Source organism: Bordetella petrii (genome assembly GCF_000067205.1).
In the GTDB taxonomy this organism is placed as follows: domain Bacteria; phylum Pseudomonadota; class Gammaproteobacteria; order Burkholderiales; family Burkholderiaceae_B; genus Bordetella_A; species Bordetella_A petrii.
The window spans coordinates 4858398-4884038 of record NC_010170.1 but is presented as its reverse complement, the minus strand read 5'-3'; the positions used below and the strand labels follow the sequence as shown (position 1 = coordinate 4884038).

The 25641-nt window shown below is 57.1% G+C and carries 22 protein-coding genes and 1 pseudogene; 9 read left to right on the top strand and 14 right to left on the bottom strand.

From position 1 onward, the window contains the following. Positions 1-7: 7 nt before the first annotated feature. The 9 genes from trbJ to BPET_RS23365 all read right to left on the bottom strand — a co-directional run bounded on the left by trbJ (position 8) and on the right by BPET_RS23365 (position 9244). The gene (gene trbJ, locus BPET_RS23405; protein ID WP_012251446.1) at positions 8-736 is read right to left on the bottom strand and encodes a P-type conjugative transfer protein TrbJ; all 729 of its coding nucleotides are present in this window, start codon (positions 734-736) and stop codon (positions 8-10) included. Then, positions 733-3195, bottom strand: coding sequence for a conjugal transfer protein TrbE (trbE, locus tag BPET_RS23400; protein WP_012251445.1), 2463 nt, complete (start codon positions 3193-3195; stop codon positions 733-735). Before trbE ends, trbJ begins: the two co-directional genes overlap by 4 nt. Before the next feature lie 9 nt (positions 3196-3204). Then, positions 3205-3477 carry a VirB3 family type IV secretion system protein gene (locus BPET_RS23395; RefSeq protein ID WP_012251444.1) on the bottom strand — a complete coding sequence of 91 codons (273 nt, stop codon included), beginning with the start codon at positions 3475-3477 and terminating at the stop codon, positions 3205-3207. Further along, on the bottom strand, positions 3474-3827 hold the full coding sequence (locus tag BPET_RS23390) for a TrbC/VirB2 family protein (RefSeq protein WP_012251443.1): 354 nt from the start codon (positions 3825-3827) through the stop codon (positions 3474-3476). The genes BPET_RS23395 and BPET_RS23390 overlap by 4 nt, the downstream gene beginning before the upstream one ends. Then, positions 3824-4807 carry a P-type conjugative transfer ATPase TrbB gene (gene trbB, locus BPET_RS23385; protein WP_041863223.1) on the bottom strand — a complete coding sequence of 328 codons (984 nt, stop codon included), beginning with the start codon at positions 4805-4807 and terminating at the stop codon, positions 3824-3826. The genes BPET_RS23390 and trbB overlap by 4 nt, the downstream gene beginning before the upstream one ends. Continuing rightward, positions 4797-5300 carry a hypothetical protein gene (locus BPET_RS23380; protein ID WP_012251441.1) on the bottom strand — a complete coding sequence of 168 codons (504 nt, stop codon included), beginning with the start codon at positions 5298-5300 and terminating at the stop codon, positions 4797-4799. Before BPET_RS23380 ends, trbB begins: the two co-directional genes overlap by 11 nt. Beyond that, positions 5297-7306 (bottom strand): conjugal transfer protein TraG, encoded by a 2010-nt coding sequence (locus tag BPET_RS23375; RefSeq protein ID WP_012251440.1) that lies wholly within the window; start codon positions 7304-7306, stop codon positions 5297-5299. The genes BPET_RS23380 and BPET_RS23375 overlap by 4 nt, the downstream gene beginning before the upstream one ends. Positions 7307-7638: 332 nt before the next feature. Further along, on the bottom strand, positions 7639-8568 hold the full coding sequence (locus BPET_RS23370; RefSeq protein WP_012251439.1) for a LysR family transcriptional regulator: 930 nt from the start codon (positions 8566-8568) through the stop codon (positions 7639-7641). A gap of 370 nt (positions 8569-8938) precedes the next feature. Beyond that, positions 8939-9244: a DUF4148 domain-containing protein gene (locus BPET_RS23365; protein WP_012251438.1), complete on the bottom strand. Its 306-nt coding sequence runs from the start codon at positions 9242-9244 to the stop codon at positions 8939-8941. Between the two features lie 574 nt (positions 9245-9818). Between BPET_RS23365 and BPET_RS26270 the strand changes: the two genes are divergently transcribed. Beyond that, positions 9819-10976 (top strand): porin, encoded by a 1158-nt coding sequence (locus BPET_RS26270; protein ID WP_012251437.1) that lies wholly within the window; start codon positions 9819-9821, stop codon positions 10974-10976. A gap of 228 nt (positions 10977-11204) precedes the next feature. Here BPET_RS26270 and BPET_RS23360 read toward each other — a convergent pair whose 3' ends face one another. From BPET_RS23360 to BPET_RS23350, 3 genes are all read right to left on the bottom strand, one after another. Beyond that, the gene (locus tag BPET_RS23360) at positions 11205-11891 is read right to left on the bottom strand and encodes a heavy metal response regulator transcription factor (protein WP_041863222.1); all 687 of its coding nucleotides are present in this window, start codon (positions 11889-11891) and stop codon (positions 11205-11207) included. A gap of 256 nt (positions 11892-12147) precedes the next feature. Continuing rightward, the gene (locus BPET_RS23355; protein ID WP_012251435.1) at positions 12148-13494 is read right to left on the bottom strand and encodes a heavy metal sensor histidine kinase; all 1347 of its coding nucleotides are present in this window, start codon (positions 13492-13494) and stop codon (positions 12148-12150) included. Further along, positions 13494-14183 (bottom strand): heavy metal response regulator transcription factor, encoded by a 690-nt coding sequence (locus BPET_RS23350; protein WP_041864401.1) that lies wholly within the window; start codon positions 14181-14183, stop codon positions 13494-13496. Before BPET_RS23350 ends, BPET_RS23355 begins: the two co-directional genes overlap by 1 nt. Before the next feature lie 282 nt (positions 14184-14465). Here BPET_RS23350 and BPET_RS23345 point away from each other — a divergent pair, with 282 nt between their 5' ends. The 6 genes from BPET_RS23345 (at position 14466) to BPET_RS26265 (ending at position 23366) form a co-directional block, all read left to right on the top strand. Further along, entirely contained in the window at positions 14466-15713 is a 1248-nt protein-coding gene (locus BPET_RS23345; protein WP_041863221.1) for a TolC family protein, read from the top strand. Between the two features lie 234 nt (positions 15714-15947). Next, the gene (locus BPET_RS23340) at positions 15948-17111 is read left to right on the top strand and encodes an efflux RND transporter periplasmic adaptor subunit (RefSeq protein WP_012251432.1); all 1164 of its coding nucleotides are present in this window, start codon (positions 15948-15950) and stop codon (positions 17109-17111) included. 2 nt (positions 17112-17113) lie between these two features. Further along, positions 17114-20371 carry an efflux RND transporter permease subunit gene (locus tag BPET_RS23335; RefSeq protein WP_012251431.1) on the top strand — a complete coding sequence of 1086 codons (3258 nt, stop codon included), beginning with the start codon at positions 17114-17116 and terminating at the stop codon, positions 20369-20371. After that, on the top strand, positions 20368-20703 hold the full coding sequence (locus tag BPET_RS23330) for a DUF190 domain-containing protein (protein ID WP_012251430.1): 336 nt from the start codon (positions 20368-20370) through the stop codon (positions 20701-20703). Before BPET_RS23335 ends, BPET_RS23330 begins: the two co-directional genes overlap by 4 nt. 181 nt (positions 20704-20884) lie before the next feature. Continuing rightward, positions 20885-21922 carry a glycosyltransferase family 2 protein gene (locus tag BPET_RS23325; RefSeq protein WP_012251429.1) on the top strand — a complete coding sequence of 346 codons (1038 nt, stop codon included), beginning with the start codon at positions 20885-20887 and terminating at the stop codon, positions 21920-21922. Beyond that, positions 21909-23366 carry an ArnT family glycosyltransferase gene (locus BPET_RS26265; RefSeq protein WP_012251428.1) on the top strand — a complete coding sequence of 486 codons (1458 nt, stop codon included), beginning with the start codon at positions 21909-21911 and terminating at the stop codon, positions 23364-23366. The genes BPET_RS23325 and BPET_RS26265 overlap by 14 nt, the downstream gene beginning before the upstream one ends. Positions 23367-23421: 55 nt before the next feature. On the opposite strand, the gene BPET_RS23320 is transcribed toward BPET_RS26265, so the two are convergent. Continuing rightward, positions 23422-23736, bottom strand: a complete 315-nt coding sequence (locus BPET_RS23320; protein WP_331386540.1) for a GtrA family protein — start codon at positions 23734-23736, stop codon at positions 23422-23424. On the opposite strand from BPET_RS23320, the gene BPET_RS27425 reads away from it, so the two are divergent. Both BPET_RS27425 and BPET_RS27600 read left to right on the top strand, forming a co-directional pair. Further along, on the top strand, positions 23669-23896 hold the full coding sequence (locus BPET_RS27425) for a hypothetical protein (protein ID WP_231852733.1): 228 nt from the start codon (positions 23669-23671) through the stop codon (positions 23894-23896). The genes BPET_RS23320 and BPET_RS27425 overlap by 68 nt on opposite strands. After that, entirely contained in the window at positions 23893-24096 is a 204-nt protein-coding gene (locus BPET_RS27600) for a ChbG/HpnK family deacetylase (protein ID WP_158310100.1), read from the top strand. Before BPET_RS27425 ends, BPET_RS27600 begins: the two co-directional genes overlap by 4 nt. Here BPET_RS27600 and BPET_RS23315 read toward each other — a convergent pair. Then, positions 24082-25634: pseudogene (locus tag BPET_RS23315) on the bottom strand (IS3 family transposase). The gene BPET_RS27600 and the pseudogene BPET_RS23315 sit on opposite strands and share 15 nt — an antisense overlap. Positions 25635-25641: the final 7 nt, after the last annotated feature.

Sequence of the window (25641 nt, the reverse complement as noted above, 5' to 3'; positions counted from 1 at the left end):
GCTCCTGTCAGGGGTAGAACGTCACGGATTGCGGGGTGTACTGGCCTTGGCCATTGCCCCTGAAGCGACGCCGGATCTCGCGCGCCTGGGCCTCGTCGGCGGCGGTTTGCGCTTCATCAAGTGCGATGGCGCGATCCTGGGCAATTTGCAATTGCTGCTGCTGGATGGCCTGCTTGGCCTGCAAGGCCAGCAATTGATTGGTCGCCTGCTGCGCCTGCAACGCGCCCACGGCCGATTGGCTCTGCGCGACGATGTCGGTGAGCACGCCTTCGTCGTCGCGCAGGCTCTGTACGGCCTGCGCTTGCACGCGCATGGTGGTGCGCAGCGATTCGAGCGATTGCGTCCAGCGTTCGCGTGCGTCCTGCACCATCTGATCTCGGGTGACGGCGGTGCCGTACTGCTCGGGATAGAGCCGAGAAAAATCCGCATCCATGCGCGACACATCGAAGGTCAGGCCCCGCGCCTCATCGACCAGGCGAGTCGTCGCAGCCAGCGTCGAGCGTAGCCGATTGATGCTGTCGAAGTTGAGCGTGGCGAGATTGCGTCCCTGGTTGACCAGCATCTGTCCTTCATTCTGCAACTGCTGGATCTGGTTGTTGATTTGCTCAAGCGCGCGAGCGGCCGTCATGACATTCTGTGTGTAGTTGGACGGATCGAAGACGGTGCGCCAGGCATATGCGGCAGGCGTGGCCGCTGCCAGCGCGGTGGCGAGTACGACAAGGATGGACGTTTTCATGATGAAACCTCCGATAAGTCGACAACGGGAGAAATGGGGGCGGCAGCGGCCGGTGCGGACATGGGATCGATCAGTTCGGCCGCCCAGTCCAGGCTACGATGGCGCAGCCATGCCGCAGCAAAGCCGTCGCGCCCGTTCCCGGCCAGCACGGCGTCGATGTCTCGCTGATCTTCAGGCGAGGCCGCCCCAGCAAAGGCCAGCGATACCGGCCCCAAGCCCAGGTCGAACATACGGTGGCCCAAACGGGACTGGTAGTAGTAGTCCTGCTTGGGCTGTGCGTGAGCGACGAGCTGAATCTGGCGGGCGTTCAGGCCGAAACCTTCGTAGATCGTGCGAATCTGCGGTTCGACCGCTTGCGGATTCGCGAGAAAAATTCGGCTGGCACAGCTTTCGATGATGGCCGGCGCAATGCTCGAATCGCGGATGTCGGCCAGCGATTGTGTGGCGAAGATCACCGACACGTTTTTCTTGCGCAAGGTCTTAAGCCATTCGCGCAATCGCGCAGCAAACACCGGGTCGTCCAGAAACAACCAGGCCTCATCCAGCACGAGCAACGTGGGCGCGCCGTCGAAGCGTTCCTCCAGCCGAGCAAAAAGATGACGGATGACGGCATTGGCGGCGGCCTTGGCCGGCATCAGGTCTTCCATCTCAAAACCTTGCACATCGGCCGTCCCCAGCCGGTCGTGATCCGCATCGAGCAGTCGTCCGTGCGCGCCACCCAGCACATAGGGGGCGAGCGCTTGGCGCAACCGGTTCGACTGCAGGAGTGCCGAGAGCCCGGTCATGGTGCGCTGCGCGACGGGTGCGCTGGCCAGACTGCCCAGCGCCGACCACACGGCGGCTTTTTCTTCGGGGCCGACCACGACACCTTCCATCGCCAGGCGGCCCTCCACCCATTCGGCCGCCTGGCTGCGGTACGCAGGGTCGTCTACACGTGCCAGCGGTTGGAAAGCGGCTTCGCCTTCCAGACCCAGATCGTGATACTCGCCGCCCAGCCCCAGAAGCGTTGCGCGTAACGAGCGTCCCATCTCGAACACAAAAACACGCGAACCGGCATAGCGACGAAACTGCGCGACCAGCATGGCCAAGAGCACCGATTTGCCAGCGCCAGTCGGGCCGACCACCACCGTGTGGCCCACGTCGCCGATATGCGTCACGAGCCGAAACGGCGTGGCGCCATCGGTGCGTGTGACGACAAGTGGCGGACCATCCAGGTGAGCATTGCGTTCCTGGCCTGCCCAGACCGCCGATGCCGGCATGAGGTGAGCCAGATTCAGTGTCGATACCAGCCACTGGCGCACGTTGGCGTAGACGTGACCCGGCAGCGACGACAGCCACGCCTCGACCGCGTTCAGCGTCTCGGGCACGACGACAAAGCCCCGCGATTCGATGGCGCGCGCGGCCAGGCGTAGCTTCTCGTCGGCCACGGCCGCATTCTTGTCACGCACGACCACGGTGGCGGTCACGTATCCGTATGCCACATCGTCCGACCCCAGCTCTTGCAAGGCGGCATCGGCATCGGCCGATTTGTTGTCGGCATCGCTATCGACCAACGGGCTTTCCTGTTGAGAAAGCGTCTCGCGCAGCAGCACCAGCACGCTCTTGCGTTTGGCGAACCAGTGCCGGCGCAGTCGTGTCAGCTCGGCCTCGGCTTCGTGCTTGTCCAGACAAATAAAACGCGTGACCCAGCGATAGGCGAATCCGAGACGGTTCAGATCATCCAGCAAGCCAGGCCAGGTGCGTGTCGGAAACCCGCGCACGGACAATACTCGCACGTGTTCGTCACCCAGCATGGGCGCCACACCGCCCACCAGGGCGCTATCGGCCAGCAACGCATCCAGATAGCAGGGCACTTCGGGCACGCCCACCGGATGCGGCCGAGTGGAAACGGTGCCGTGCAAATACGACAGCGTTTGCGCGCTGTCGAGCCAGCGTACCTCGGGCATGACGCCATCGAGCAACCCAGCAAAACGCTGGGTTTCGGCCATAAAACCGGTCAGGCGCTCGCGCCAGTCAACGCCCTGGCGCGCCGGATTCTCGTACAGCATCCGTCCGGCCCGCGCACGTGCGTCCTCGGGGGGCTGCCACAACACGGTAGCGTGATAAGCGCTCTCGAAGTGCGAACCCGCTTCCTCGAACGCGGCGCGCCGCTCCTCATCGATCAGCCACGACAGTTTGTCGGGAAAGGTGGCAATGGGATAGTTGCCCGCTTCGCGCCGGTCGGCCTCGACGAACAAGGCCCAGCCCGAGCCGAAGCGCTTGAGCGCGTTGTTCAGGCGTGCCGTCACCGCGACCAGCTCGGATTCGGTGGCGCTATCCAAGTCCGGTCCGCGAAACCTCATGGTGCGCTGAAACGCGCCATCTTTATTGAGCACCACCCCATCGGCGATCAGCGCGGCCCACGGCAGCCAGTCCGCCAGTTGCGCGGGACGCTTGCGGTACTCGGTCAGATTGAGCATCGCCGTCTCCTATACGTCCAAGAGCGTCGGATGCTTCACATGGCGTGTGAAGACCTGCATGAATTGCACGTCCGCGCGCGCGCCCCACACCGCCAGCATATGGCCGACGAACCAGCAGGCCAGGCCGGGCAACCACAGTTGCAGGCCCAGACCGATAGCGGCGGCCAGCGTACCGTTGGCGATCGCCACCGTACGCGGCGCACCGCCCAGCAAAATCGGCTCGGTCAACGCCCGGTGCAACGGCGCTTCGAAGCCTTCGGGTAGATTGGCCATTGCAGTCATATCAGCGCGCCGCCCGAGAAGGAGAAGAACGACAGAAAGAACGACGAGGCCGCAAAGGCAATGGACAGGCCGAACACGATCTGAATCAGCCGACGAAATCCGCCGTTCGTATCGCCAAACGCCAGCGTGAGCCCGGTCACGATAATGATGATGACCGCGACGATGCGCGCCACCGGCCCCTGCACCGATTCCAGAATGGATTGCAGCGGGGCTTCCCACGGCATGCTGGAACCGGCCGCGTGCAGCGCGCCCACGGCAAAGAGCAACAACAGCCCGCCAAAGCGATGCGCAAAAGCCAAAGCCTGGTCGCGGAATGCGGGTACATAAGTTGGTGACGAGACCGACTTCATGGGGATTCTCCGAAAGTAAGCGGGATGGGATCGAGTACGTAGCGCTCGCCCTCCAGACCCGTTACGCGCGCGATCTCGCGCACGCGCCGGGCGGCGCCCCGGCCATCCAGGAAAACGATGACGTTGACGGCCTCGGCAATCAGCGCGCGCGGCGGCTGGCTGGAGGCTTCGAGCGTGAGCTGTTCCAGGCGCAGCAGCGCGCCGTAGGCGGAATTGGCGTGCAGCGTGGCGATGCCGCCCGGATGGCCGGTGCCCCAGGCTTTGAGCAGATCCAGCGCTTCAGCACCGCGCACTTCGCCCACGATGATGCGATCGGGCCGCTGGCGTAGCGTCGAGCGCACCAGATCGGCCATTGATGCCGCGCCCGGCAACGTACAAAGCTGCACGCGGTCCTCGTTGCGGCATTGCAATTCCACGGTATCTTCGAGAATCAGGATGCGGTCGCCGCCATCGGCGATTTCGTCGAGCAACGCGTTGGCAAATGTAGTCTTGCCCGAGCTGGTGCCACCGGCGATGACGATGTTCAAGCGATCGCGCACGGCCCCGCGCAAGAAGACCGCGTGTCCGGTCTGCAAAATATCGTCACGCACGTAGTCGTCCAACGTGAACACCCCCACCGCATGCTTGCGGATGCTGAAGGACGGCGCGTAGACCACCGGCGGCAACACCCCCTCGAACCGTTCGCCGTGTAGCGGCAAGCGCGCCGACAGGAGCGGCCGTTCACGGTGGACCTCGGCCTGTACGCATGCGGCAACTAATCGGATGATGCGTTCGGCATCGGCCGGCGAGAGCGACACACCCGTCGGCTCGCGGCCGCTACGCAGCCTATCCACCCAAATACGGCCATCCGGATTGAGCATGACTTCGCCGATGTCTGGATCATCCAGGGCTTCGATGATGGCCGGGCCGAACGCCGTGCGCAGCATCTGCACACTACGCTCGCGCGCGGCGGCTTTGCTGGCGTCGGTGTCACGCATCATCAGCTCCCTCGGCAAGCGGACCGACCGGCGAATCGGCCTGTGCGGCCAGGCTGTCGTCCGGGCCCGGTGCCAGGCCATCCAGATCGGGATAGATTTCTTCATGAACCTCGTGCACCAGACTGCGGCCGCGTTGCAAGTGGCGGGCAAGCTGGTCGATGAACTGTCCGTAGCGCAGCTTGCCCTGGGCGCGGGCGGCGTCCTGATGGGTGGCTGGCACGGGCGTCGAGATGGTCAGAAAGACACGCACATAGATCGCCACGGTCTCGATCAGGATGTTCTGGTCGCGGTCGAGCTTGTCGAACTGGCGCGAGAGTTTGTCCAAACGCCGCGCCAGCGCCGCTTCGCGCTGATCAGCGCCATCCGGCGACAGGAACGAGGCCAAGGCGGCTGCTACCAGCGAGGACTTGGAGACGCCGCGATGCGCGGCCAGATCGTCCAGCCGCCGGGCGTGGCTGGGTTCGATGAAGAGGTTCAGTCGCGTGCGCGTGGTCATAGCGGTATCCCGTCGTCTGGGTCCAGCGCCGCCAGTCGTGCCGAGCGTTGCAGCCGCCGATCGGGTTCTACGGGCAACGGCGGACCGTCATCTTCTTCCATCGACGCCAGATCAGGTTCGAGCTCCAGCGGCGCGGCAGTCGGCAGCATGTCCAGTTCCGGGCGGATCTGCAAACCACCGTCCTCGTTCAGGCCCGAGGTATCGGTGTCAGACGATACGGGTAGCACGGGCGGCAGTGCGCGCCCACTCCAATCGTCGGGACGGGCGGCGGGCTTGTCGGCATAACCGTTCTCGCGTAACACGGGGGAACGCAATACCCGTCGTGTGAAATTGCCGTCTTCGTAGTAGCGCAGCTTCTTGGCCTGGATGGGCGGCTGGCCGGACAGCATCACAATCTGGTCCGTGTCCGGCAACTGCATGATCTCGCCGGGTGTGCGCAGCGGTCGGGCCGTTTCCTGCCGCGACACCATCAAATGTCCCAGCCACGGCGCGAGCCGGTGGCCCGCATAGTTGCGCTGAGCGCGCAGCTCAGTCGCCGTGCCCAACGAATCGGACACGCGCTTGGCGGTGCGCTCATCGTTCGATGAAAACACGACGCGCACGTGGCAGTTATCCAGAATCGAGTTGTTGGGGCCATACGCTTTTTCGATCTGGTTCAGGCTTTGCGCAATCAGGTACGCGCGCAGCCGATAGCCCGCCATATAGGCCAGCGCCGACTCGAAAAAGTCCAACCGGCCCAGCGCGGCGAACTCGTCCAGCATCAGCAGCAGGTCGCGCAGGCGCGCAATGCCATCGGAGCCATCCAGCGACTCGGTCAGACGGCGGCCAATCTGATTGAGCAAGAGCCTGACCAGCGGTTTGGTGCGCGAAATGTCCGACGGCGGCACGACCAAATAAAGCGATACCGGATGTTGAGCGCTGATGAGATCGGCGATGCGCCAGTCGCATCGCTCGGTCACGGTCGCCACCGTGGGGTCGCGATACAGTCCGAGGAACGACATAGCGGTACTCAACACGCCCGACCGTTCGTTCTCCGATTTGTTGAGCACTTCGCGTGCTGCCGATGCCACCACCGGATGCGGGCCATCGTCCAGATGCCGCGTGCTCAGCATGGCGCGTAAGGTTATCTCGAAGGGACGCGCCGGGTCCGACAAGAATGCCGCCACACCGCGCAGCGTCTTGTCGCGCTCGGCGTACAGCACGTGCAGAATGGTGCCGACCAGTAGTGAATGAGACGTTTTTTCCCAATGGCTACGGCGCTCCAGCATGCCCTCGGGATCAACCAGAATATCGGCGATGTTCTGCACATCGCGCACTTCATGGATGCCCTGGCGCACTTCGAGCAACGGGTTGTACGCGGCCGATTTCGGACTGGTGGGGTTGAAGTACAAACAATGCGAGAAGTGTGCACGCCAACCCGCAGTGAGCGTCCAGTTCTCGCCCTTGATGTCGTGCACCACGCACGATCCGCGCCACGTCAGCAAGGTGGGCACGACCAGGCCCACCCCTTTACCGGAACGGGTCGGTGCGATCGCCATGATGTGCTCCGGGCCATCGTGGCGCAGATAGGTCGGCGCATCGCCGCCGAGCCTGCCCAGAAACACGCCAGCAGGTTTAAGCAGCCCGGCCTTCTCTATATCGTCGCGCTCGGCCCAGCGCGCCGAACCATACGTGGTCACGCGCTTGGCCTGACGCGCGCGGTGCACCGACATCATCACAGCGGTGCCAGCACCCAGTACGCCGCCCATTGACGCGATCACGCCGCCGCGTATGAACACGTCCGGCGCATAAGCCTCGTAGGCATACCACCACATAAAGAGCTGCCAGGGGTAGTAGACCGGCAGGCTGCCTATGTACCCAGCCGGCGGGCCCAGGCGCGGCGAATAGCCGAGCGCGGCGGCCGTGTATTGCGTGCCGGCCCAGACGCATGCACCGGCTACCGTGCATACCACCACGATCTGCCCGAATAACACGCCCGTATGCGCTGCCGCTGCTTTGTCCGCCATGCCAATCCTCCCCTGATCCGGTGCCGCGCATGGCACGCGAACGCGTGCCGTACCAACACGGGACTAGTTTGGTATAGAGGCGCTGGAACACACACCCGTATGGGCGTAGTCCAGCGCAGGCAATGGGATAAAGGGCGAGCGCGCCACAGCACGGCTCACAAAGGCATATGCTTGATGTATTTGCTGCCGCGTCGCGGTATCGCGCATCGCCGCAAAATACAGAAAGGTCCGGCAAAGCGCTGCACGTTGAGAACCATCATGATGACGGTTTCGTGATAGATCAAATAACAATCGGGCCTATGAGTGATAACCCACCATACGATCAAGCGTTTTCAGTGCGTATCGGCCAATGCGTCGCCGTCAGCAGTTGTACCAAGAAAGTCACGCACCGCTTCAAAGAAGCGCCGGTCTTCCGGACGCAAACCACCGGCGTGATACAGCGCCGAGGTACAAAACGTCGCCTCGCACTGTTCGATCGGCAGGTAACGCACGTCCTTGCGCGGATTACGTGCGATCTGGGATTGTGCGATAAAGCTGATGCCAAAGCCCGCTGCCACCATCGACAGCATGCCCGGAATACTCGATGCGTATTGCGCGATATGCGGCTCCGCGATGGCTTGGGCAATGACCGCGCGCAATTGGTCACTCGCCCCATCATCATTCTCGGGATGACAGACAATCAGGCTGCATGACTTCAGCGCCTTGCGCGTAACGATCTCGGTCTGAGCCAGGGGATGCGTGGCCGGTACCACCGCCCACATCGGGTCGTACCATAGGTGTTGGATTACCAGATCCTCAACACGCACGCTGCCCATTACTATGCCCGCATCAAGCGTGCCGTCGCGCAAACCCCGAATCAGCGGGCCATATTGATGCTCAGTCACGTAGAGATCAATATCGGCAAGCCTCATGCGCATGTGAGCCAGCAAGGCATCGAGCCGGGGATGCGCCAGGCCGAGCGTCATGCCGGACAGCCCCAAGCGGATACGACGCTGCACGGCCTGCGTGACGCTGGAAGCGTTGCGTTGCAACTCGGCGTACGTATCCAACACCCGGCGCGCATCAGGCACCAGTCGGCGTCCGGCTTCAGTAATCTGCGTGCTGCGTTGCGTGCGGATAAATAGTTGCAAACCCAGTTCGGCCTCCAGGCGTTTGATCGCCAGCGACAGCAACGGCTGGGCCACGTTCAATCGTTCGGCCGCCCGGTGATAGTGTTGTTCCTCGGCCAGCACCAGAAAGCATTTGAGGTATTTCGTTCTCATTGTCTGAAATCTCCTCAGCAGGGCCCGCATCTATTCCACCGAGCACGACGATGGTGCCGCGCCTCCATGATAGAAGGTGTCGAGCCCCGATGTCGGATGTTGCATGCATTAATGCACATTGCCGGCTTCGCCGCGACTATGGCAACCCTAGTAGCCGAATGCAGCTAAAAACGGTCGTCGTCTTATTGGAGCGAGGACACTGTGCATTCGCGTTATTCAGCTTGGCAATATCCTTACATGCGAGTTAGCACCACGATTCGGACTTAGAGCCATGCCAGGAGGCCAAAGTAAGGGAGCACGCCGTGGAATCGGCATGCTTCCATTGACATTGAGCGAACTAACTATAACTATCGCTGGCGTGCCGGCAGCCTTACTGTTGCAGTCGTTGCAGCTCTTCTTGATACTCTGGGCCATTGCGCATTCGCAAGTACTCTGCTTGTGCCATTTTGTACTCACGACTGTAAATGTCAGGAGTGACCGATTTGTTCCAGAAGCGATCCATTCCGGCGCGCTTCCAGACGGCCAAGTCAGCTTTGACTTCTGCGCGCGTCAGATCATGCTCGGAGGATACATTGACTGGTGTTCGAGCGTTGGTCGACGGATTCACCTGCGCAATCGCCTGTGGGCCAACGGCAATCGTCAACATCACAAAAAGAATATTCAAAGAGTTTTTCATACGGCATTCCTCTAGGTAGGTTCATTCCATTACTCATCACCGCCATCCAATGCATGCGAATGACAGTGCATGATGGAAAGTCTACCTATCGCCCACCGCCAAAAGCCCAACGATAGGATTACTTTTTTGTCATATACGTCGGGCATGCTTCATGGCTAACCAGAGCTTCATGCAATGAACGACTAGCGCTAGTCATATCTAGACGGATACTAGCTATTCCAGTGCACCGACCAAAACCGAATAACCACATCGTGGTGGAATTGCGACAAAGGAACATCTCAACCAGAATGCGTGGAGGCCGATGTTTCGGCGACACGTCAATTGACATGGTGTGATGTTGCTCATGCAAAACAAAGACTTACGTAGTTGCTTCAAATGCCGACTCCACGGACATAACCACATAAGAACAAACATGTAATTTTTTAGTTCGCTATTTGTCGATTGCCGCTATCCAAACTGGCGATAGCTAACGTCGGCAGATCGGGCAACCTCGTCGTGAACTACGCACAAGCCCCTTATTGATCGCTTCTTCTGTCGGCCTGGCATGCAGTTCGATTCCACATAAGGAGCAATTGTGAAAAAAACTATTCTCTTGGCTGCTTCCGCAGCTACCTTCTCGGCTGCCGCCGTGCACGCCGAGACATCGGTAACCCTTTATGGCCTCATCGACACTGGTATCGGATATGCCAAGGTCGACGGTTCCTATACGAATCCCAATACGGGCGCCAAGGCTGATGTGAACGCAAGCAGGATCGGTGCCACAACTGGCCAGACTGCGGGTTCGCGTTGGGGCTTGCGTGGCAAAGAGGACCTGGGGGATGGGCTTTATGCTACGTTTCGACTCGAGTCTGGCTTCGATTCGACCAACGGCGAATCTAGCCAAGGCGGTCGCCTGTTCGGTCGTGAAGCCACTGTAGGTCTGGGAAGCGCCGATTGGGGAGAAGTGCGCCTCGGCCGCCAATACAACGTCGCCAGCCGCATGATGGGTAGCCTATTCGGTAATCAATTCGGCGGATTCACTCAATTGACTACCGGAGCTGGTCTTGGTTTCAGTGGATCGAATTGGGTTCGTTATGACAACCTGGCGTTGTATGAAAGCCCGTCGTTTGGCGGTTTTCGCCTATCGGCAGGGTACTCCTTCAATGCCAACGATCTTTCGGCGGCTCAATCTGGCTTTGCTACGGCAGACAATACTCGAGCCATCACCAGCGGTTTGAGCTACAACAATGGCCCCCTTCTTGCATTTATTGCATACGAACAGCTGAATGCCTCCAACAAACTCAGCAATGCACAGACAAGTGCCACGCCACGCTCATTTACTGTCGGCGCAGCATATGATTTTGAAGTCTTGAAGTTAATCGCTGCCTATGAACGCGCAACAGACGGTTGGTTCGCCGGAAAGGGGCTCCCGTCCGGCGCAAACATCAATGGCTTCCAAGGAACACCATCGAATGCCTTCGTTGATGGATTCAGTACGAACTCGTACCTGCTCGGTGTTGCGGTTCCGCTGGGCGGGGCCAGCAGCATGTTCGGCTCGTGGCAGCGTGTTGATCCGAACAATAGTGATCTGACCGGCGGGGATTCGACGAGCAATACGTTTGCATTGGGCTATTCCTACAAGTTGTCAAAGCGGACTAACATATACGCAGCCGGGTCGTATACGAAGAATTTCGCGTTCCAAAGCGACGCTAAAGCAACTGAAGCGATTATCGGTTTGCGACACGTATTCTAAGGTCAAGTGGAGCGGTGAGGAGTACAGCACGCCGCTCCCTTCAATGGCCGGGGCGAAGCAATTATGAGCTTCCTCCGGCCAATTTTCTCGCCATGGTTCTTAGCCGCGATCATGAGCTTCGGAGGCCAGATTGGGCTTTCGAGCCAGGCAAGCGCTTCCGTCGAAATTGGCAAGATCGGTGCGTGGCTGGGCGCACGGGGAACCGTTCAGAAAATGCCTTCTGGGCATTCAATCGGGCCGGTACTCGATCAAATAGCCCATTCCACGAATCGTGTGCAGCAACTTCGCATCGAATGGGTCATCAATCTTAGAGCGCAGTCGACGGACCGCTACTTCCACGACGTTTGTATTGCTATTGAAGTTCATATCCCATACGTGCTCGGCCAATACCAAGCGTGAGACAACTTCGCCTTGACGGCGCATAAGAATCGTCAGCAAATTGAATTCCTTGGCGGTCAAGTCGATGCGTGCGTTGCCACGCACGACGCGGCGCCTCAGTAAATCAAGTTCCAAATCTGCGACGCGAAGCACGTTCGGTCCCCGTCTGCTCTCGTTGCCGCTTCCACGGCGGCGAAGAGCCTGAACCCTTGCCTGCAATTCAGAAAGAGCAAATGGTTTCGCGAGGTAATCGTCTGCACCTTGTTCTAAGCCCCTGACTCGATCTTCCAAGCTCGTTCGTGCGGTTAGCATCATGACTGGGACAGCATCACTTTGCCGGATTCGTTGCAGGACCTCAAATCCTTCCATGTCGGGGAGATTAATGTCCAAAATAATCAAGTCGTACTGCATTTCATATGCAAGCTGTAATCCGCTTGCGCCGTCCAATGCTATATCAGCGAGGTAGCCGTTCCCTGTCAGGCTACGCCTGACAGTCTCTGCCAGCTTCCTCTCGTCATCGATAATAAGTATCTTCATCAGTAGATCTGAATAGCCCCACCATGCACCTTTTTGAGGGATTTTCGCCACACATGGGCGTTATCTGGAGGTCGAAAATTCAAAGACCATGGAGCAAGCGATCACAACGCACTGGGGTTCGTACTTGCACTATTGATCAACAGAGAAGACTTTAGCTGCCTAGCTACGTCAATAAGCGGACAAACGTATTACGAATATGAAAAGTAGTGCAGCGAAAAATGTAATGTCCCTGCAATGTTGTAGGTGAAAAGGGTCGCTAGGCATCCATCGATCTGCTTCCGTCTATGCTGAAACCAATAGTTGTCGAGATATGGTCGGAACTCGCATAGGTCTGCCCTCCATGCATTCGAGCTATCGCAGCTACAATGGCCAAGCCGAGTCCATGATGCATAGCGTTGCTGGCCCGGGACGAGTCCAGCCGATAGAAGCGGTGAAAGAGGCGAGGCAAATGCTCTGTACTGATTGGATCACCGATATTTCTTACAGTGACCCCCATTTGTCCTTCGTCCCTCTCCTCGATGCGAACCTGAATTTGGGTATCTGGGAGGGCAAAGCGCACCGCGTTGGAGACAAGATTCGAAACCGCCCGCTGGAATAGCGTTCTGTCGACAGCCGCAGACTTGTCTCCGACAACCATGAAAGATACTTTTGCCTCAAAAGCTTCTGCTTCATGATAAGCGAGTACTTCGTATACGAGCTCGCGCAGGTTGCACACCCGAGTTGTGCGCGCGGCTGCGCCACGATCCGCCTGTGATAGAAAGAGCATATCGTTAACGATACCCGACATGCGCTGTAACTCTTCCAAGTTTGAGCCCAAAGTCTCTTGAAGCCCGGTCCGTGACATCCGCGTTGATAACGCCAACTCCGTTTCGCCAATCAGTGTTGCCAACGGGGTACGTAGCTCGTGAGCCACATCCGCATTGAAGCCTTCCATTTGGACATACGCTCGCTCAACACGCTGTAGTACTTGGTTGAACTGCCGCACTAGCGGCTGCAGTTCTTCGGCAAGACCGCTTTCATCAAGACGCTCACCAATTCTGTGTGGCGATAGCATCTCAGCTTGCCGCCCAACATCATGAAGCGGAAACAAGGCTCGGCGAACCAGTACATCTCCAATCATCGAGACAAGCAACGCGCCGCCAAGCGCGCAGGCGAATAGGGTCCACGCCAGTATGGTTAGGAGTTGTATGTCGGGTGATATGTCTAACAGGAGCTCTGCCTCCATTTGCACTCCAGGCTGCTGAGGCATGGTAAGCGTGAAGGTCGTCTGCTTAATATCTCTGGGACTCAATGCCGGCTCATGCTCACCATAGGTCATGAGCTTGCCATTGATTTTCAGCCGAAGACTAAATTCAGATTTGCCATAGAAAAAATCCGTTAATTTGTGCTCCAAATGGGAGAAATCACCAAAAGAAGCAAACTCGTCTACTAGGTGAACGATTACCCCCTTCTTTTGCTCAAGCAAGGTCTCCTGCCGAGCCAAAAGGTTTAGGTACACGGAACCATATACAACTATGCATACCAGACCTAAGGCGGCAAATGTTTGAAGCACCAGCCACCACGATAGCCATCGTCTTAACGATCTTCTAGGACGAATCGCCATCAAATTTCCCGTGGTTCAAGTACGTATCCCATACCGCGTACTGTATGGAGGAGTTTTGTTGGAAAAGGGTCATCAACCTTGCCGCGCAGTCGGCGTACTGCCACTTCGACTACATTCGTATTACTGTTGAAGTTAATGTCCCACACTTGCTCCGCCAGGTCCAAGCGTGACAAGACTTGGCCCTGTTTCTTCATTAACAGTGCCAGCAAGGTGAACTCCTTGGCCGTGAGATCAAGGCGCACGCCTCCACGCGACGCCCTGCGGCGTAACAGATCGAGCTCCAGATCGCCGACCTTTAGCACATTTTGGCGGTTCGGCTCGATAACTGAGTTACTCTGGCGTCGACTCAGCGCAAGCACGCGTGCCAATAATTCTGAAAGCGCGAAAGGTTTTGCCAGGTAGTCGTCAGCACCATCTTGCAGCCCTCGAACACGATCCTCCAGCTTGTCGCGTGCGGTAAGCATCAGGATAGGGACCCGATCGCCTTTTCGCAATTCCGCCAATACCGAAAAGCCATCTCGTCCAGGCAACATTACGTCTAGAAGAATCAAGTCGTACTGCGTCTCCTGGGCTAGATGAAGTCCGCTAATACCATCCATTGCAATATCGACGACGTAGTTATGTTCGGAAAGCGCGCGCTTGAGATATTCCGCGAGCTTTCGCTCGTCCTCAATGACCAATATTTTCAATTTTCCCACCCTTGATTCCGGAGGTGCTAATTACAAAAAATAAGGATTTGCCTGCAATAGCTGGCATTTTACGAACATATTGACGTCAAATGACGAACAACCAAATTACTAATCAGTAATTAGATGGTCTTCGGCCTGAATAGTTTGCAAATTTGTCATCTTGGCGTCGCTATTTTGTCGGGACCACTTCGATACAGTACCAGCCATCTATATTTTCGTCGGTAGCGGCGTCGCTACTACGTGCCAATATTGCGTCGCCAAGGCGTTCTTCAAGGTTCAAAAATGCGTTTGCCACGTCTACCGTTCCTCATAGCAGGCGTATGTCTCTATGCCCTGTCGGCCTCGGTCTTGGCATCTAGTGCTGATCCAGGCGCAGCGACTAATTCCAATGACGTCATCACGTTGCAAGAAGCGATCGACAAGGCATTGACGCGGAATCCGATGTTATCTGCCGCACGGAATGAAGCTCGGGCAGCCGACGGCCTCATTACCCAAGCGGGAGTAATGCCCAATCCGAGTTTGGACGTGAACGTAGAGGACCAACGACGAGCTACACGAACGACCACAACGATGCTCAACGTACCGATCGAACTGGGAGGAAAACGCGGAGCTCGACAACAGGCTGCTCGATTGGCAGGAGATATATCTCAATTGGATTTAGAGGCCACACGCTCTAGCTTGCGTGCATCGGTGTCGGCAGCATTCTTCGAAGTGGCAATTGCCCAGGAAAATGTACGCGTAGCGCGCGAGACCAGAGACATTGCGCAAGGTGCGCTACGTGTCGCTACTGCTCGGGTTGAGTCCGGAAAAGCGGTTCCCCTGGAAAAGACGCGGGCTGAAGTCGAGCTAAGTAATAGCGGTTTAGCGGAACAAGCCGCATTGAATACATTGGCAAATGCTCGGCGCGCTCTTGCGCTCACTTGGGGTGAGAGTCAACCCGATTTCGAGGGTGTTGCAGCCAGTCTGGAATCCCTGCCACCCCGGCCTTCATTAGACGAGTTAAAGGCATCGCTCGATAAATCTCCCCTTTTAGCGTCGGGACGCACCGCTCTGGAACTCAGTCGAGCCGAACTCGAAGTAGAAAAAAGCAAGCGCTATCCTGACATCACTGTCAGCGTAGGGGTTGCTCGCGACAATGAAATGGGGCGTAATCGCGGGCAGCTTGGCATTTCCATTCCTTTGCCGCTCTTCGATCGCAATCAGGGCAACGTTTATGCGGCATCCATGCGCTCATATAAAGCTCAAGATGTATATCGTGATCTCGAGGCACGTCTAAATTCATCGTTGATTCAAGCCGCATCAAAATACGATCTAGCTGCTTCCTCTGCGCAGCAATATCGAAATGCAGTACTACCAGGGGCGCAAAGGGCATATGAAGCTGCACGAAAAGGGTTTGCAGCCGGGAAAATGAGCTATCTGGAAGTTCTCGATGCACAGCGCGCACTTACCCAGGGAAACATATCCTACCTAACCGCCCTCAGTGAAGCGTTCCTCGCCCGGGCGGAAATAGATCGCCTCATTGGCTACTAAGTGCAGCGCCTCATATGTATCGCCACCCTGATTTTTCGTTTCCAAAATATGCCGTGGCGATGTCATTCGCCACGAGGTCGCCGCAGTTGCCTGTTCTTCTCGATAACGAGCAAGGAATAAGGTCGACGTGCATGCTGATGAATAAAGCAATGAACAGAAGGCGCTTTTTAACTCCAGCGCCGATTTTGTATGAACACACAACTCAAGGTTGCATAACTGCATCGGAGACCGGAAATGAATCCATATGACAAGCGCCTGATCGGAAGCGTTGTTGGCGCTGTCCTGCTCGCCGGTATCAGCGGCTTTGGTATTGCGCGCTACACAGCTCCTTCGGCAGGTATCGTAAGCAGCTCTCAGGAAGCCAGCCTCGTCGAGCCCGCACAGCCTGATAGCCTCACGATGAGCATCGATGCAATTCGCGAGGCAGGGATCACGACTGAAGTCTTGCAGCCCGGTGGACTGGATGCCGAAATCGGGGCGCAAGCCGTCGTCTCACCGCAGCCAGGAGGGGAAGCGATCGTCACGGCCAGAGCAAGTGGGGCGGTCACGCAAGTCTTCAAGCGGCTAGGAGATCCGGTCCAAGCTGGTGAAGTGCTAGCGGTAGTTGCCAGCCGCGATGCGGCACAGTTAGCTGCTGCAAGAACGGCCGCATACGCACGAGCTGAACTCGCAAGGAAGGAGTTGGCACGTGAACAATATCTATACAAGCAGCAAGTCTCCGCACGAGTCGACCTGGAGCGGGCACAGGCAGAAGCTCAAGCCGCTGCGGCCGATGCCCGTCGAGCCAAAGTTGAGGCCGAGGTCGCCAATGTTACCAAAGACGGTCAAGGTGTAGCCGTTTCCAGCCCGATTAGTGGCCGAATCACTACGCAGAGCTTGAGCTTAGGTGCTTTCGTTCAACCTGAAACTGAGCTCTTCAGAATCGCCGATCCTAAGCAGATCCAAGTGGAAGCAGCCATACTTCCTAGCGACATCTTCCGCATTGCGCCTGGGGACCGTGCCATTGTGGAATTACCAGGAGGCGGCACTCTAGAAGCGAAAGTTGGATCAGTTACTCCATCCCTCAATACTGCAACGCGGCAGGCAACTGCTGTCATCGACGTCGAGGCGGGCTCGCTCCAGCCAGGACTCGCTGTCCGAGTACGGATATTCCCGCAGAAAACTGAAGCTTCTGGCGTGATCGTCGTTCCTGAGGAGGCGATCCAAACGTTAGACGGCAAAGACACGGTTTTTGTACGAACTGCAGACGGCTTCAAGGCACGCTTTATCACCATTGGCCAGCGCAGCGCTGGGCGTGTCGAAGTCGTAAAAGGCCTCTCCCCAGGCGAGACGATTGTTACCGGCCAGGCATTCCTGCTCAAAGCTGAGCTTGGCAAGGGCGCAGGCGAGGAGGAATAAGCATGATTGCACGTCTCATGGCTTTGTCCGTCCGTGCGCGCTGGGCGGTGCTTTTCCTCTTCCTCGCAATTGGAGCCCTTGGAGTCTGGCAGCTCACCAAACTGCCTATTGATGCCGTGCCAGACATTACCAACAATCAGGTACAGATAAACACAGTCGATCCTAGATTGTCGCCAGTGGAGATTGAAAAGCTCGTTACTTATCCGGTCGAAATTTCGCTTGCCGGCATTCCTGGCTTGGAATCCACTCGCTCCATATCACGCAACGGCTTTAGCCAAGTCACTGCGATCTTTACTGACAAAACCGACCTATATTTTGCTCGCCAGCAGGTGGGCGAGCGGCTGATCAAAGCACAGGAAAGTTTGCCAGATGGAGTACAGCCACAGATTGGACCTGTCACCACCGGACTTGGCGAGGTGCTGTTGTATACGGTTGGATATACCTATCCAGACGGAGAAGGAGCGCAGAAGGTCGCGGGTGAGCCCGGCTGGCAGCCAGATGGTAGTTATCTGACTCCTGAAGGCGATCGGATGGTCGATGAGGTCGCCAAAGCTGGGTATCTTCGTACCGTACAAGACTGGATCGTTGCCCCGCAACTCAAGGCGCTTCCGGGCGTTGCTGGTGTTGACTCCATTGGGGGTTATGCGAAGACATTTGTTGTCGAACCCAACCCTACAAAGCTCGCGAGCTATGGCATTTCCTACAGCGAATTGGGTGAAGCGCTGGAACGGGCGAATATCGCAGTAGGTGCCAACTACTATAACCGTGGTGGTGAGGCGTATCTTGTGCGGGTCGATGCGCGTGTCGGCTCGGTCGATGAAATTCGCAATGCCGTTGCTGCTACGCGTGGGGGAGTGCCTATCACTGTCGGTCAAATCGCCGACGTAAAGATCGGTGGAGATCTGCGTACTGGCGCGGGAAGTATGAATGGCGAAGAAGCCGTCATTGGTACAGTCCTTATGCTCATCGGTGAGAACAGTCGAGTCGTAGCAGAGGATGTATCCGCCAAACTCGACCAAATTGCGACCAGTTTGCCGCCAGGCATTCAGGTAAAAACGGTGTTGGACAGAGCAAAATTGGTAAATGCGACTGTCTCCACTGTCGAGCGTAACTTGACTGAAGGAGCGATACTCGTCGCAGCCTCCTTATTTCTGTTGCTCGGCAATTGGCGCGCAGCGCTGATCGCGGTACTCGTAATTCCGTTCTCGTTTCTGATGATGGCAATGGGGATGAACGCTTTTAAAGTTCCGGGCAACCTCATGAGTCTCGGTGCGCTCGACTTTGGCCTTATTGTCGACGGCTCAGTCATAATCATTGAAAATTGCTTAGCCCGACTCGCCCATCGACAACAGCATGAAGGCAGGTTGCTGTTCCTTCGAGAGCGCCTGGAAGAGACAATGCGTGCCGCACAGGAAATGATTAAGCCGACTGTATTTGGTCAGGTGATCATTCTCCTTACTTTTGCCCCGCTCCTTATGTTCACAGGGGTCGAAGGCAAGACATTCTCGCCCATGGCGATCACCATCATGCTGGCCCTGGTCGCGGCATTCATTCTGGCGATCACGCTTGTTCCGGCGCTTGTTGCAATTCTGATTCGTGGTCGGGTTGCAGAAAAGGAAGTCTGGCTTATTGCAAAGTCGAAAGAGCGATACTTACCTTTTCTCGACAAGGCGATCGCACGGCCATGGCCATTCATCTTTGCGGGACTGGTCTTCTTTCTCGCCGCAATTCCAGCGTTCGGGCTGCTCGGATCAGAGTTCATACCGAAGCTGGACGAGAAAAATCTGGCGGTGGCTTCAACTCGGGTTCCTTCTGTCAGCTTAGAACAGTCGCTCGCGATGCAACTCAAGGTCGAGGATGCGATTAAAAAACTGCCGGAGGTCGAGTTGATGTTTTCCAAGACCGGGACTGCAGAGGTCGCCACAGACCCTATGCCGCCGAACGTGTCCGATGGATTCGTCATTCTCAAGCCGCAAGAAGAATGGCCGGACGGCGTGACTACCAAAGCGCAGGTTATTGAGCGCGTTGAGAAAGCTGCAGGTACTCAACTCGGCAATCTGTACGAGGTAAGTCAACCCATCGAGCTGCGCTTCAATGAATTGATTGCAGGTGTACGCGGCGATGTCGCCATCAAGCTTTATGGCGATGATCTCGAGAAAATGCAGCAAACTGCGAACGAAATGGTCCGCGTACTCCAGGACATCCCCGGGGCGGGCAGTGTCAAGGCCGACCAAGTGGGTGGGGCGCCAACACTCGATGTAAAACTAAACCGCGCAGAGATTGCACGCTATGGGCTTACCGTCCAAGACGTTGCAGACACTATTGCCGCGGCACTGGGAGGACGTCCATCGGGGCTTCTATACGAGGGAGATCGGCGATTCGACATCACTGTCCGTGTGCCCGAAGCAACCCGCATGAACCTTGATGCCATTCGAGCACTGCCCATACTACTACCCGAGATGGAAGGACAGTTGCGGCGTCAAGTTCCGCTTGCCCGAGTCGCGCAAATTCGATTAACGGAGGGACTAAACGAAATTAGGCGCGAGAATGGTAAACGGCGTGTAGTGGTGCAAGTCAACCTGGATGGTCGCGATGCCGGCTCCTTCGTAGAAGAGGCGCAAGCAAAGATTGCTCAAGTGCAACTTCCGGCTGGCTACTATCTGGAATGGGGTGGTCAGTTTGAAAGCCTGCAGGCAGCATCACAACGGCTTTCGATTGTCGTGCCGATATGCTTTCTTGCGATATTCGTGCTTCTGTTTATGGCATTAGGTGGATTCGGACGCGCACTTTCTGTGTTCCTCGCCGTTCCGTTAGGCCTCGCAGGAGGGGTCTTCACGTTGGCTATGACAGGGATAAATTTCTCGGTTTCGGCCGCAGTCGGTTTCATCTGCCTGGCGGGGGTAGCGGTGTTGAATGGTTTGGTGGTCATGACCGCAATCCGTGCACATACCGAAGCAGGCTTGCCACTGTCCGAAGCCATCCGGGAAGGGATGAAGGAAAAGATGAGGGCAGTTGTGATGACCGGCTTTGTGCCCGCCATTGGTTTTGTGCCAATGGCACTAGCGCTGGGTACAGGCGCAGAAGTGCAAAAGCCACTCGCGACGACGGTCATTGGAGGATTGATCGCGGCAACGATATTAACGCTGCTAGTCCTGCCTGCGATTGCTAAGGTAGTGCTGGAGCCGAAGGAGAAACGGAAGAGCGATATCCCTGAAGGAGCGCTCAAGAGTGAAACTCCCATTGAAGGAGACATACAGTGACCGAACAAACAATGAAACTTCTACGCATCTATACCGATGAGTCTGCATACGTCGGTGACCGTCGCGTATTCGAGTATGTAGCAACTGCCGCCCGCGACAGCGGCCTGGCAGGGGTGACAGTCTTGGAAGCGCTATTGGGATTTGGCCATGCGGCACAGCTCCATCGTAAACATGTTCTAGAAAACGATCGCGCAGTCGTCATTGAAATAGTGGATAGTGACATCAAACTTCGGGCCTTTGCGATATCGCTCGAACAAGTGACCGATATTGGTCTTATGACGCTTGAGGCTGTTGAGGTGGTTGGGGGAAAATCGCGACAACGGCTTCCATAAGGTCACATGGTTTCCCGACACACGGCTCATAAGTGTTTTTGAGTTGGGTGTATGTGATCGGTGTCTGCTTCTTGAACATAGGTTTCTCGTTTCTTGAAACTGACCAAAATGTAATGTAGTCGTCTGCGTGTTGTCGTGGGTCAGCGGCTAGAGTGATGCATCGTATTACTAGGTCGATTTCATGCACGCTCTAGCTGCCTACCAACCACCCGTGAAACCAGTCGCCTCGGCAGCTCAAAGTGACTGCCTTTCCATCATTATTCCTTTCTTTAATGAGCAAGAAGTTCTTCCCCTGTGTCTGAATCGATTGCAACCTTTGCTGCAAAGCCAGGGGTACCCATACGAAATCATCTTCGTCGATGACGGTAGCACTGACGATAGCGTCGCGTTTCTCCGCGCAGTGGCCCGGCAAAATTCCGCAGTGCGCATTGTGTGCCTGAGCCGCAACTTCGGCAAAGAAGCCGCGATGTCGGCTGGTTTGGTGCATGCTCGTGGTGCCGCAGTGATCGTGTTGGACGCCGACCTACAAGATCCCCCTGAACTGATTCCGGCCATGGTTGCTGCTTGGCGAGCTGGCGCCGACGTAGTATGCATGCGTCGTCGATCTCGACAAGGAGAAGGATGGGCCAAAAAGCTCTCGGCATACGCCTTCTATCGCCTACTTAGCCGTCTTAGCCATTCAAAAATTCCGGCCGATACTGGTGATTTCCGATTGATGAGTCGGCGTACTGTCAATGCCATGCTTAGGCTTCCAGAGCGATGCCGATATATGAAAGGTCTATATGCATGGGTGGGCATGCCAACGACCGTCATCGACTACGATCGAGCACCTCGAGCGGCCGGTACCACCAAATGGAATTACTTTGCCCTGTTTGGCTTGGCGATGGAGGGTATCACCTCGTTTTCGACGACACCGCTGCGTTGGGCCACTGCAATCGGCGCCGTAATTGCATTGCTCGGGGGGGGATTTGGTCTTGCGATAGTGCTCAAGACACTGATTTTTGGCGACTCAGTGCCCGGTTATCCGTCCCTAATGGCGATGATCACATTACTTAGCGGCATTCAGTTGCTGACTATCGGCCTGTTGGGCGAATATCTGGGAAAAACATACATGGAATCAAAACAACGTCCCGTCTATCTTGTACGGGAGATCATCGAATCAACCGAAGCGCCTGTACCTGGAGATTCGTCGGCGGAGCAAGTCGGTGAGAATAAGTAGTAAGTCTCTCTTAATTGCCGTCGTGGTTGTATTGGGGGTCCGTTTGTTTGCCATGGCAACGCTTCCACTGATTGACACGTCAGAGCCGCGCTATGCAGAGATTGCGAGGATAATGGCCGTCTCGGGAGACTGGGTCACCCCCTGGTTTGAACCGGGGGAGCCCTTTTGGGGAAAACCTCCTCTAGCCTTTTGGGCTCAGGCCCTGAGCATCAAATTACTCGGATTGAGCGAGTTCGCGGTACGCCTACCGTCCTTGCTAGTCATGCTACTGGTTGCGCGCCTCGTCTATGTGGCTGCACGAAGAGTCTTCGGCTTGCAGCAGGCGCGATGGGCTGTGCTAATGCTGGCTGCGATGCTTCTGCCATTTGTGAGCGCCGGCGCCGTTCTCACGGACCCGTTTCTCACTTTGGGCGTGACACTATCGATGCTTGCACTAATGGTGGCTCCCTTTTGCCCCACTGCATTCTGGCGCTATGGATTCTTCATTGGTCTTTCGATCGGTCTGTTGGCCAAAGGCCCGCTTGCTCTGGTATTGATTGGAGGCGCGAGTTTGGCTTGGGCGTTATGGGCGCGTGAAGGCCGAAAGGCATTAAAGGCTCTACCGTGGTCGGTAGGGCTTGCATTGATGCTCGCTATTTCACTGCCATGGTATGTCATCGCAGAACTCAAGACGCCTGGATTTCTGAAGTACTTCCTCGTGGGCGAGCATTTCCTTCGCTTCGTCGACGCGGGTTGGGCAGGTGATCGATACGGCACCGCCCACGCTCGCGCATGGGGAGCAATTTGGTTAGATTGGATTGCGGCTTCAGCACCGTGGAGTCTGTTGCTCGTGACCGGCCTACTGGTGCTGCCACTGAAATCCAGTCTACGCCAGGCTGCTCAAGCCGCTCTACGTGAACCCATAGTCAAGCTACTAGTGTCGTGGGCATTAGTAGCCCCGGTCCTTTTTACTTTTTCCGGCAACATCTTATGGACATATGTCTTGCCAAGCCTGCCGCCGCTGGCTCTAGGCCTTGGCTGTTGGCTCTCAAGTGTAGAACTGACCCGGAACCAGAGACTTGCGAACTCTTTCGTATTCGCAGCGTCGCTGCTTGTCCCCATCGCTGCTGTTGTGATCGGCACACTAGGTATTCTCGACGAACCACGCTTCAAGACAGAGAAGGGCCTCGTCGCAATGGTTGAGAAGCTGCAGCAGCCCGGCGACACGCTCTATTTTGTAGGCTCGAGACCTTTCTCTGCGCGATATTACTCGCAAGGCAAAGCGAAATTGCTTCCCTGGCAAGCATCCACTTTGCCGCCATTTAGCCCATCCGGTCGGTTGTGGGTGGCAGTTTCCCGTGATAAATCCTGGCCGCTACTGGCCTCACCTGGAGTTGTTGCAAAATCTCGATATTCCAGTCGGCGCTTTGTCCTCTATGAGCTGCGTAAAACAGCCAGTCGATAAAGTCGTTTGCTCGGGTGTCGGTGCACAGAGACGAGGGATACAGTAGGAGTGAGGGTCAACCGCCAGAGCGACATCTAAATGCCCACAACCGGCTAGCGAGGAATGTGGCGAAAGCCAAGCCTAAGAGAACCAAACCGAGCATAAGCTCGTAGCTTTGCCTCGTATTGCTCAGCAGCCAGGCGTACACAACCTCGTTGAACAAAAATCCGCATGTCGATACGAGAAAGAAGCGTCGTAGCGCTATCGTCCAACGCGCGCTTAAATGGCGAAAAGTGAGCAAATAATGTCCCATAAAAGACACTATGAATGCGATGAACCATCCGGCGATGTTCGCAACCAACGGGCGTATGCACAACCACTCAACGCACATCACCACGGCCAACCAATGTGTCGTGGTAGCTCCGACGCCCACCAAAACGAACCAGCGTGCTTCCATCATCAAGAGCTTCATGGCCGCCTCGTTAGTGCTGAGCAAGGTGAAGAACGATGTTGGAAGCGTGTTGTGTTTTGCGGCGACGACTTCGGCATGAGTTCTGGTATTGATGCAGGCATACTTCAACTAATAAAACTAGATCGTCTCAGCGCAATTAGCTGCTTGGTACACGGGCCCACGTTTGTCGTCAATGGGCGACGGCTGAATGATGCTGATCTTGATGTTGGCCTTCATCTGAATCTCACCGCAGCACGGCGTCTGTCAAGGCAGTTGGAACCTGATTCATGCGGCCTCTAATACTGGATCGGTGTCTTGCTCATGTTGATCCGGCTCGGGGTTGAGCCAGACGCTGCCGATGGGCTGCCAGTTGCGTAGTTTTCCCGACCATCGTGCTGGGTGGCGTTGCCTGGCTTGTTGGTACAGGCGCTGTCGGGCTTGCAGAATGGGGGCATCCAGGCCCGCATGACGCTGCGCCGGAGCCAAGTAGCGAATGGCGCTGTGGCGATGCTCATGGTTGTACCAGTGGATGAACTGATGCACCCACAGGCGTGCGGCCTGCACGCTTGCAAAGCCGTCGATCGGGTAACCGGGCCGGTACTTGCAGGTGCGGAACAGGGCCTCGGAATACGCGTTGTCGTTGGATACCTGGGGTCGGCTGTGCGAGGCGGTAATGCCCAGCTTCTCGAGCGTGACCTGCAAGGTCGAGCCTTTCATGGCGCTACCATTATCGGCATGCAATACCAGGGGTCGGTGCTGACACTGCTCGCGCAGCACGGCGCGCTGGATGATGGTGGCACTGTTGGCCATGTTCTCCGATTCAAACACCTCGGCCCCGACGATTTTCCGGCTGTAGATGTCCAGGATCAGATACAGGTAATAGAACCGGCCGCGGATACGCGTATGCAGGTACGTGACGTCCCAGCTCCAGAGCTGGTTGGGTGCGTCGGCACAGTGGCGCCGTGGTGCTCCAGCGTGACGTGGCGCGCGCGCCCGGCCACGGCGGTGCTGCTCATCGGCTTGGCGCAGCACGCGATAGAAGGTCGACTCCGACGCCAGGTACCGGCCCTCTTCATCGAGCAGCCGTACCACGATCTGCGCCGGCGGCAGGCTGGCGAACTCGGGACGGTGGCAGGCCTGCAGCACGGCCTGGCGCTCGGCGTCTGTCAGTGCATGCGATGGCGTGGCATGTATGGCGTGCGGGCGTCTGTCCTCATCGCCCGTCGCCCAGCGACGATAAGTGTTCAAGCCGATACCGAGTTCGATGCATGCGCTCTGCAAGCGTGCACCGGCCTGGCGAGCCTCATCGACCAACGCTACAGCTTGACGGCGATCCTGGGCATTGGTCATTCTTCCTCGTCCCCCCAGATCGCCCGGGCTTTTTTTCGCAAGGTCAGCAATGCTGCCGTCTCAGCCAGCGCGGCGTTCTTGCGGCGCAGCTCGCGCTCCAAATCGCGCGTGCGGCGACGTTCAGCCTTGAGCGCGTCGGCCTCCTGCCGGGCGGCGCTCTGGCTCTGCGCGTTGGCCTGCTCGCAACTCGTTCGCCAGCGGCGCAACTGCTCGGCATACAGTCCCCGGCGCCGGCAGTACTCGGCCAGCTCCACTTCGGACAGCGCAGCGCTTTCCAGCACGGCGTTGAACTTGTCCTGCGAGCTCCAGCCCTCGCTGTCCGACGCCTGGTCTGGCAACAAACGGCCCTGGCCGCGGGCCTGTTTGCGCCAGTTATAGATCGTGGCCTCGGAAATGCCTTCTTCGCGTGCCAGGTCGGAGACCGTGCGGTTGTGCGGGGCCAGTAACTTCTTCAGGATGGCTTCCCGGCGTTCTGCGGAATACTTCATCGGAACC

Excerpts from the sequence above, each read along its gene's own strand:
- trbJ (WP_012251446.1), bottom strand. The coding sequence starts at position 736 with ATGAAAACGTCCATCCTTGTCGTACTCGCCACCGCGCTGGCAGCGGCC.
- trbE (WP_012251445.1), bottom strand. The coding sequence starts at position 3,195 with ATGCTCAATCTGACCGAGTACCGCAAGCGTCCCGCGCAACTGGCGGAC.
- BPET_RS23395 (WP_012251444.1), bottom strand. The coding sequence starts at position 3,477 with ATGACTGCAATGGCCAATCTACCCGAAGGCTTCGAAGCGCCGTTGCAC.
- BPET_RS23390 (WP_012251443.1), bottom strand. The coding sequence starts at position 3,827 with ATGAAGTCGGTCTCGTCACCAACTTATGTACCCGCATTCCGCGACCAG.
- trbB (WP_041863223.1), bottom strand. The coding sequence starts at position 4,807 with ATGATGCGTGACACCGACGCCAGCAAAGCCGCCGCGCGCGAGCGTAGT.
- BPET_RS23380 (WP_012251441.1), bottom strand. The coding sequence starts at position 5,300 with ATGACCACGCGCACGCGACTGAACCTCTTCATCGAACCCAGCCACGCC.
- BPET_RS23375 (WP_012251440.1), bottom strand. The coding sequence starts at position 7,306 with ATGGCGGACAAAGCAGCGGCAGCGCATACGGGCGTGTTATTCGGGCAG.
- BPET_RS23370 (WP_012251439.1), bottom strand. The coding sequence starts at position 8,568 with ATGAGAACGAAATACCTCAAATGCTTTCTGGTGCTGGCCGAGGAACAA.
- BPET_RS23365 (WP_012251438.1), bottom strand. The coding sequence starts at position 9,244 with ATGAAAAACTCTTTGAATATTCTTTTTGTGATGTTGACGATTGCCGTT.
- BPET_RS23360 (WP_041863222.1), bottom strand. The coding sequence starts at position 11,891 with ATGAAGATACTTATTATCGATGACGAGAGGAAGCTGGCAGAGACTGTC.
- BPET_RS23355 (WP_012251435.1), bottom strand. The coding sequence starts at position 13,494 with ATGGCGATTCGTCCTAGAAGATCGTTAAGACGATGGCTATCGTGGTGG.
- BPET_RS23345 (WP_041863221.1), top strand. The coding sequence starts at position 14,466 with ATGCGTTTGCCACGTCTACCGTTCCTCATAGCAGGCGTATGTCTCTAT.
- BPET_RS23340 (WP_012251432.1), top strand. The coding sequence starts at position 15,948 with ATGAATCCATATGACAAGCGCCTGATCGGAAGCGTTGTTGGCGCTGTC.
- BPET_RS23335 (WP_012251431.1), top strand. The coding sequence starts at position 17,114 with ATGATTGCACGTCTCATGGCTTTGTCCGTCCGTGCGCGCTGGGCGGTG.
- BPET_RS23325 (WP_012251429.1), top strand. The coding sequence starts at position 20,885 with ATGCACGCTCTAGCTGCCTACCAACCACCCGTGAAACCAGTCGCCTCG.
- BPET_RS27425 (WP_231852733.1), top strand. The coding sequence starts at position 23,669 with ATGAATGCGATGAACCATCCGGCGATGTTCGCAACCAACGGGCGTATG.
- BPET_RS23320 (WP_331386540.1), bottom strand. The coding sequence starts at position 23,736 with ATGTGCGTTGAGTGGTTGTGCATACGCCCGTTGGTTGCGAACATCGCC.
- BPET_RS27600 (WP_158310100.1), top strand. The coding sequence starts at position 23,893 with ATGAGTTCTGGTATTGATGCAGGCATACTTCAACTAATAAAACTAGAT.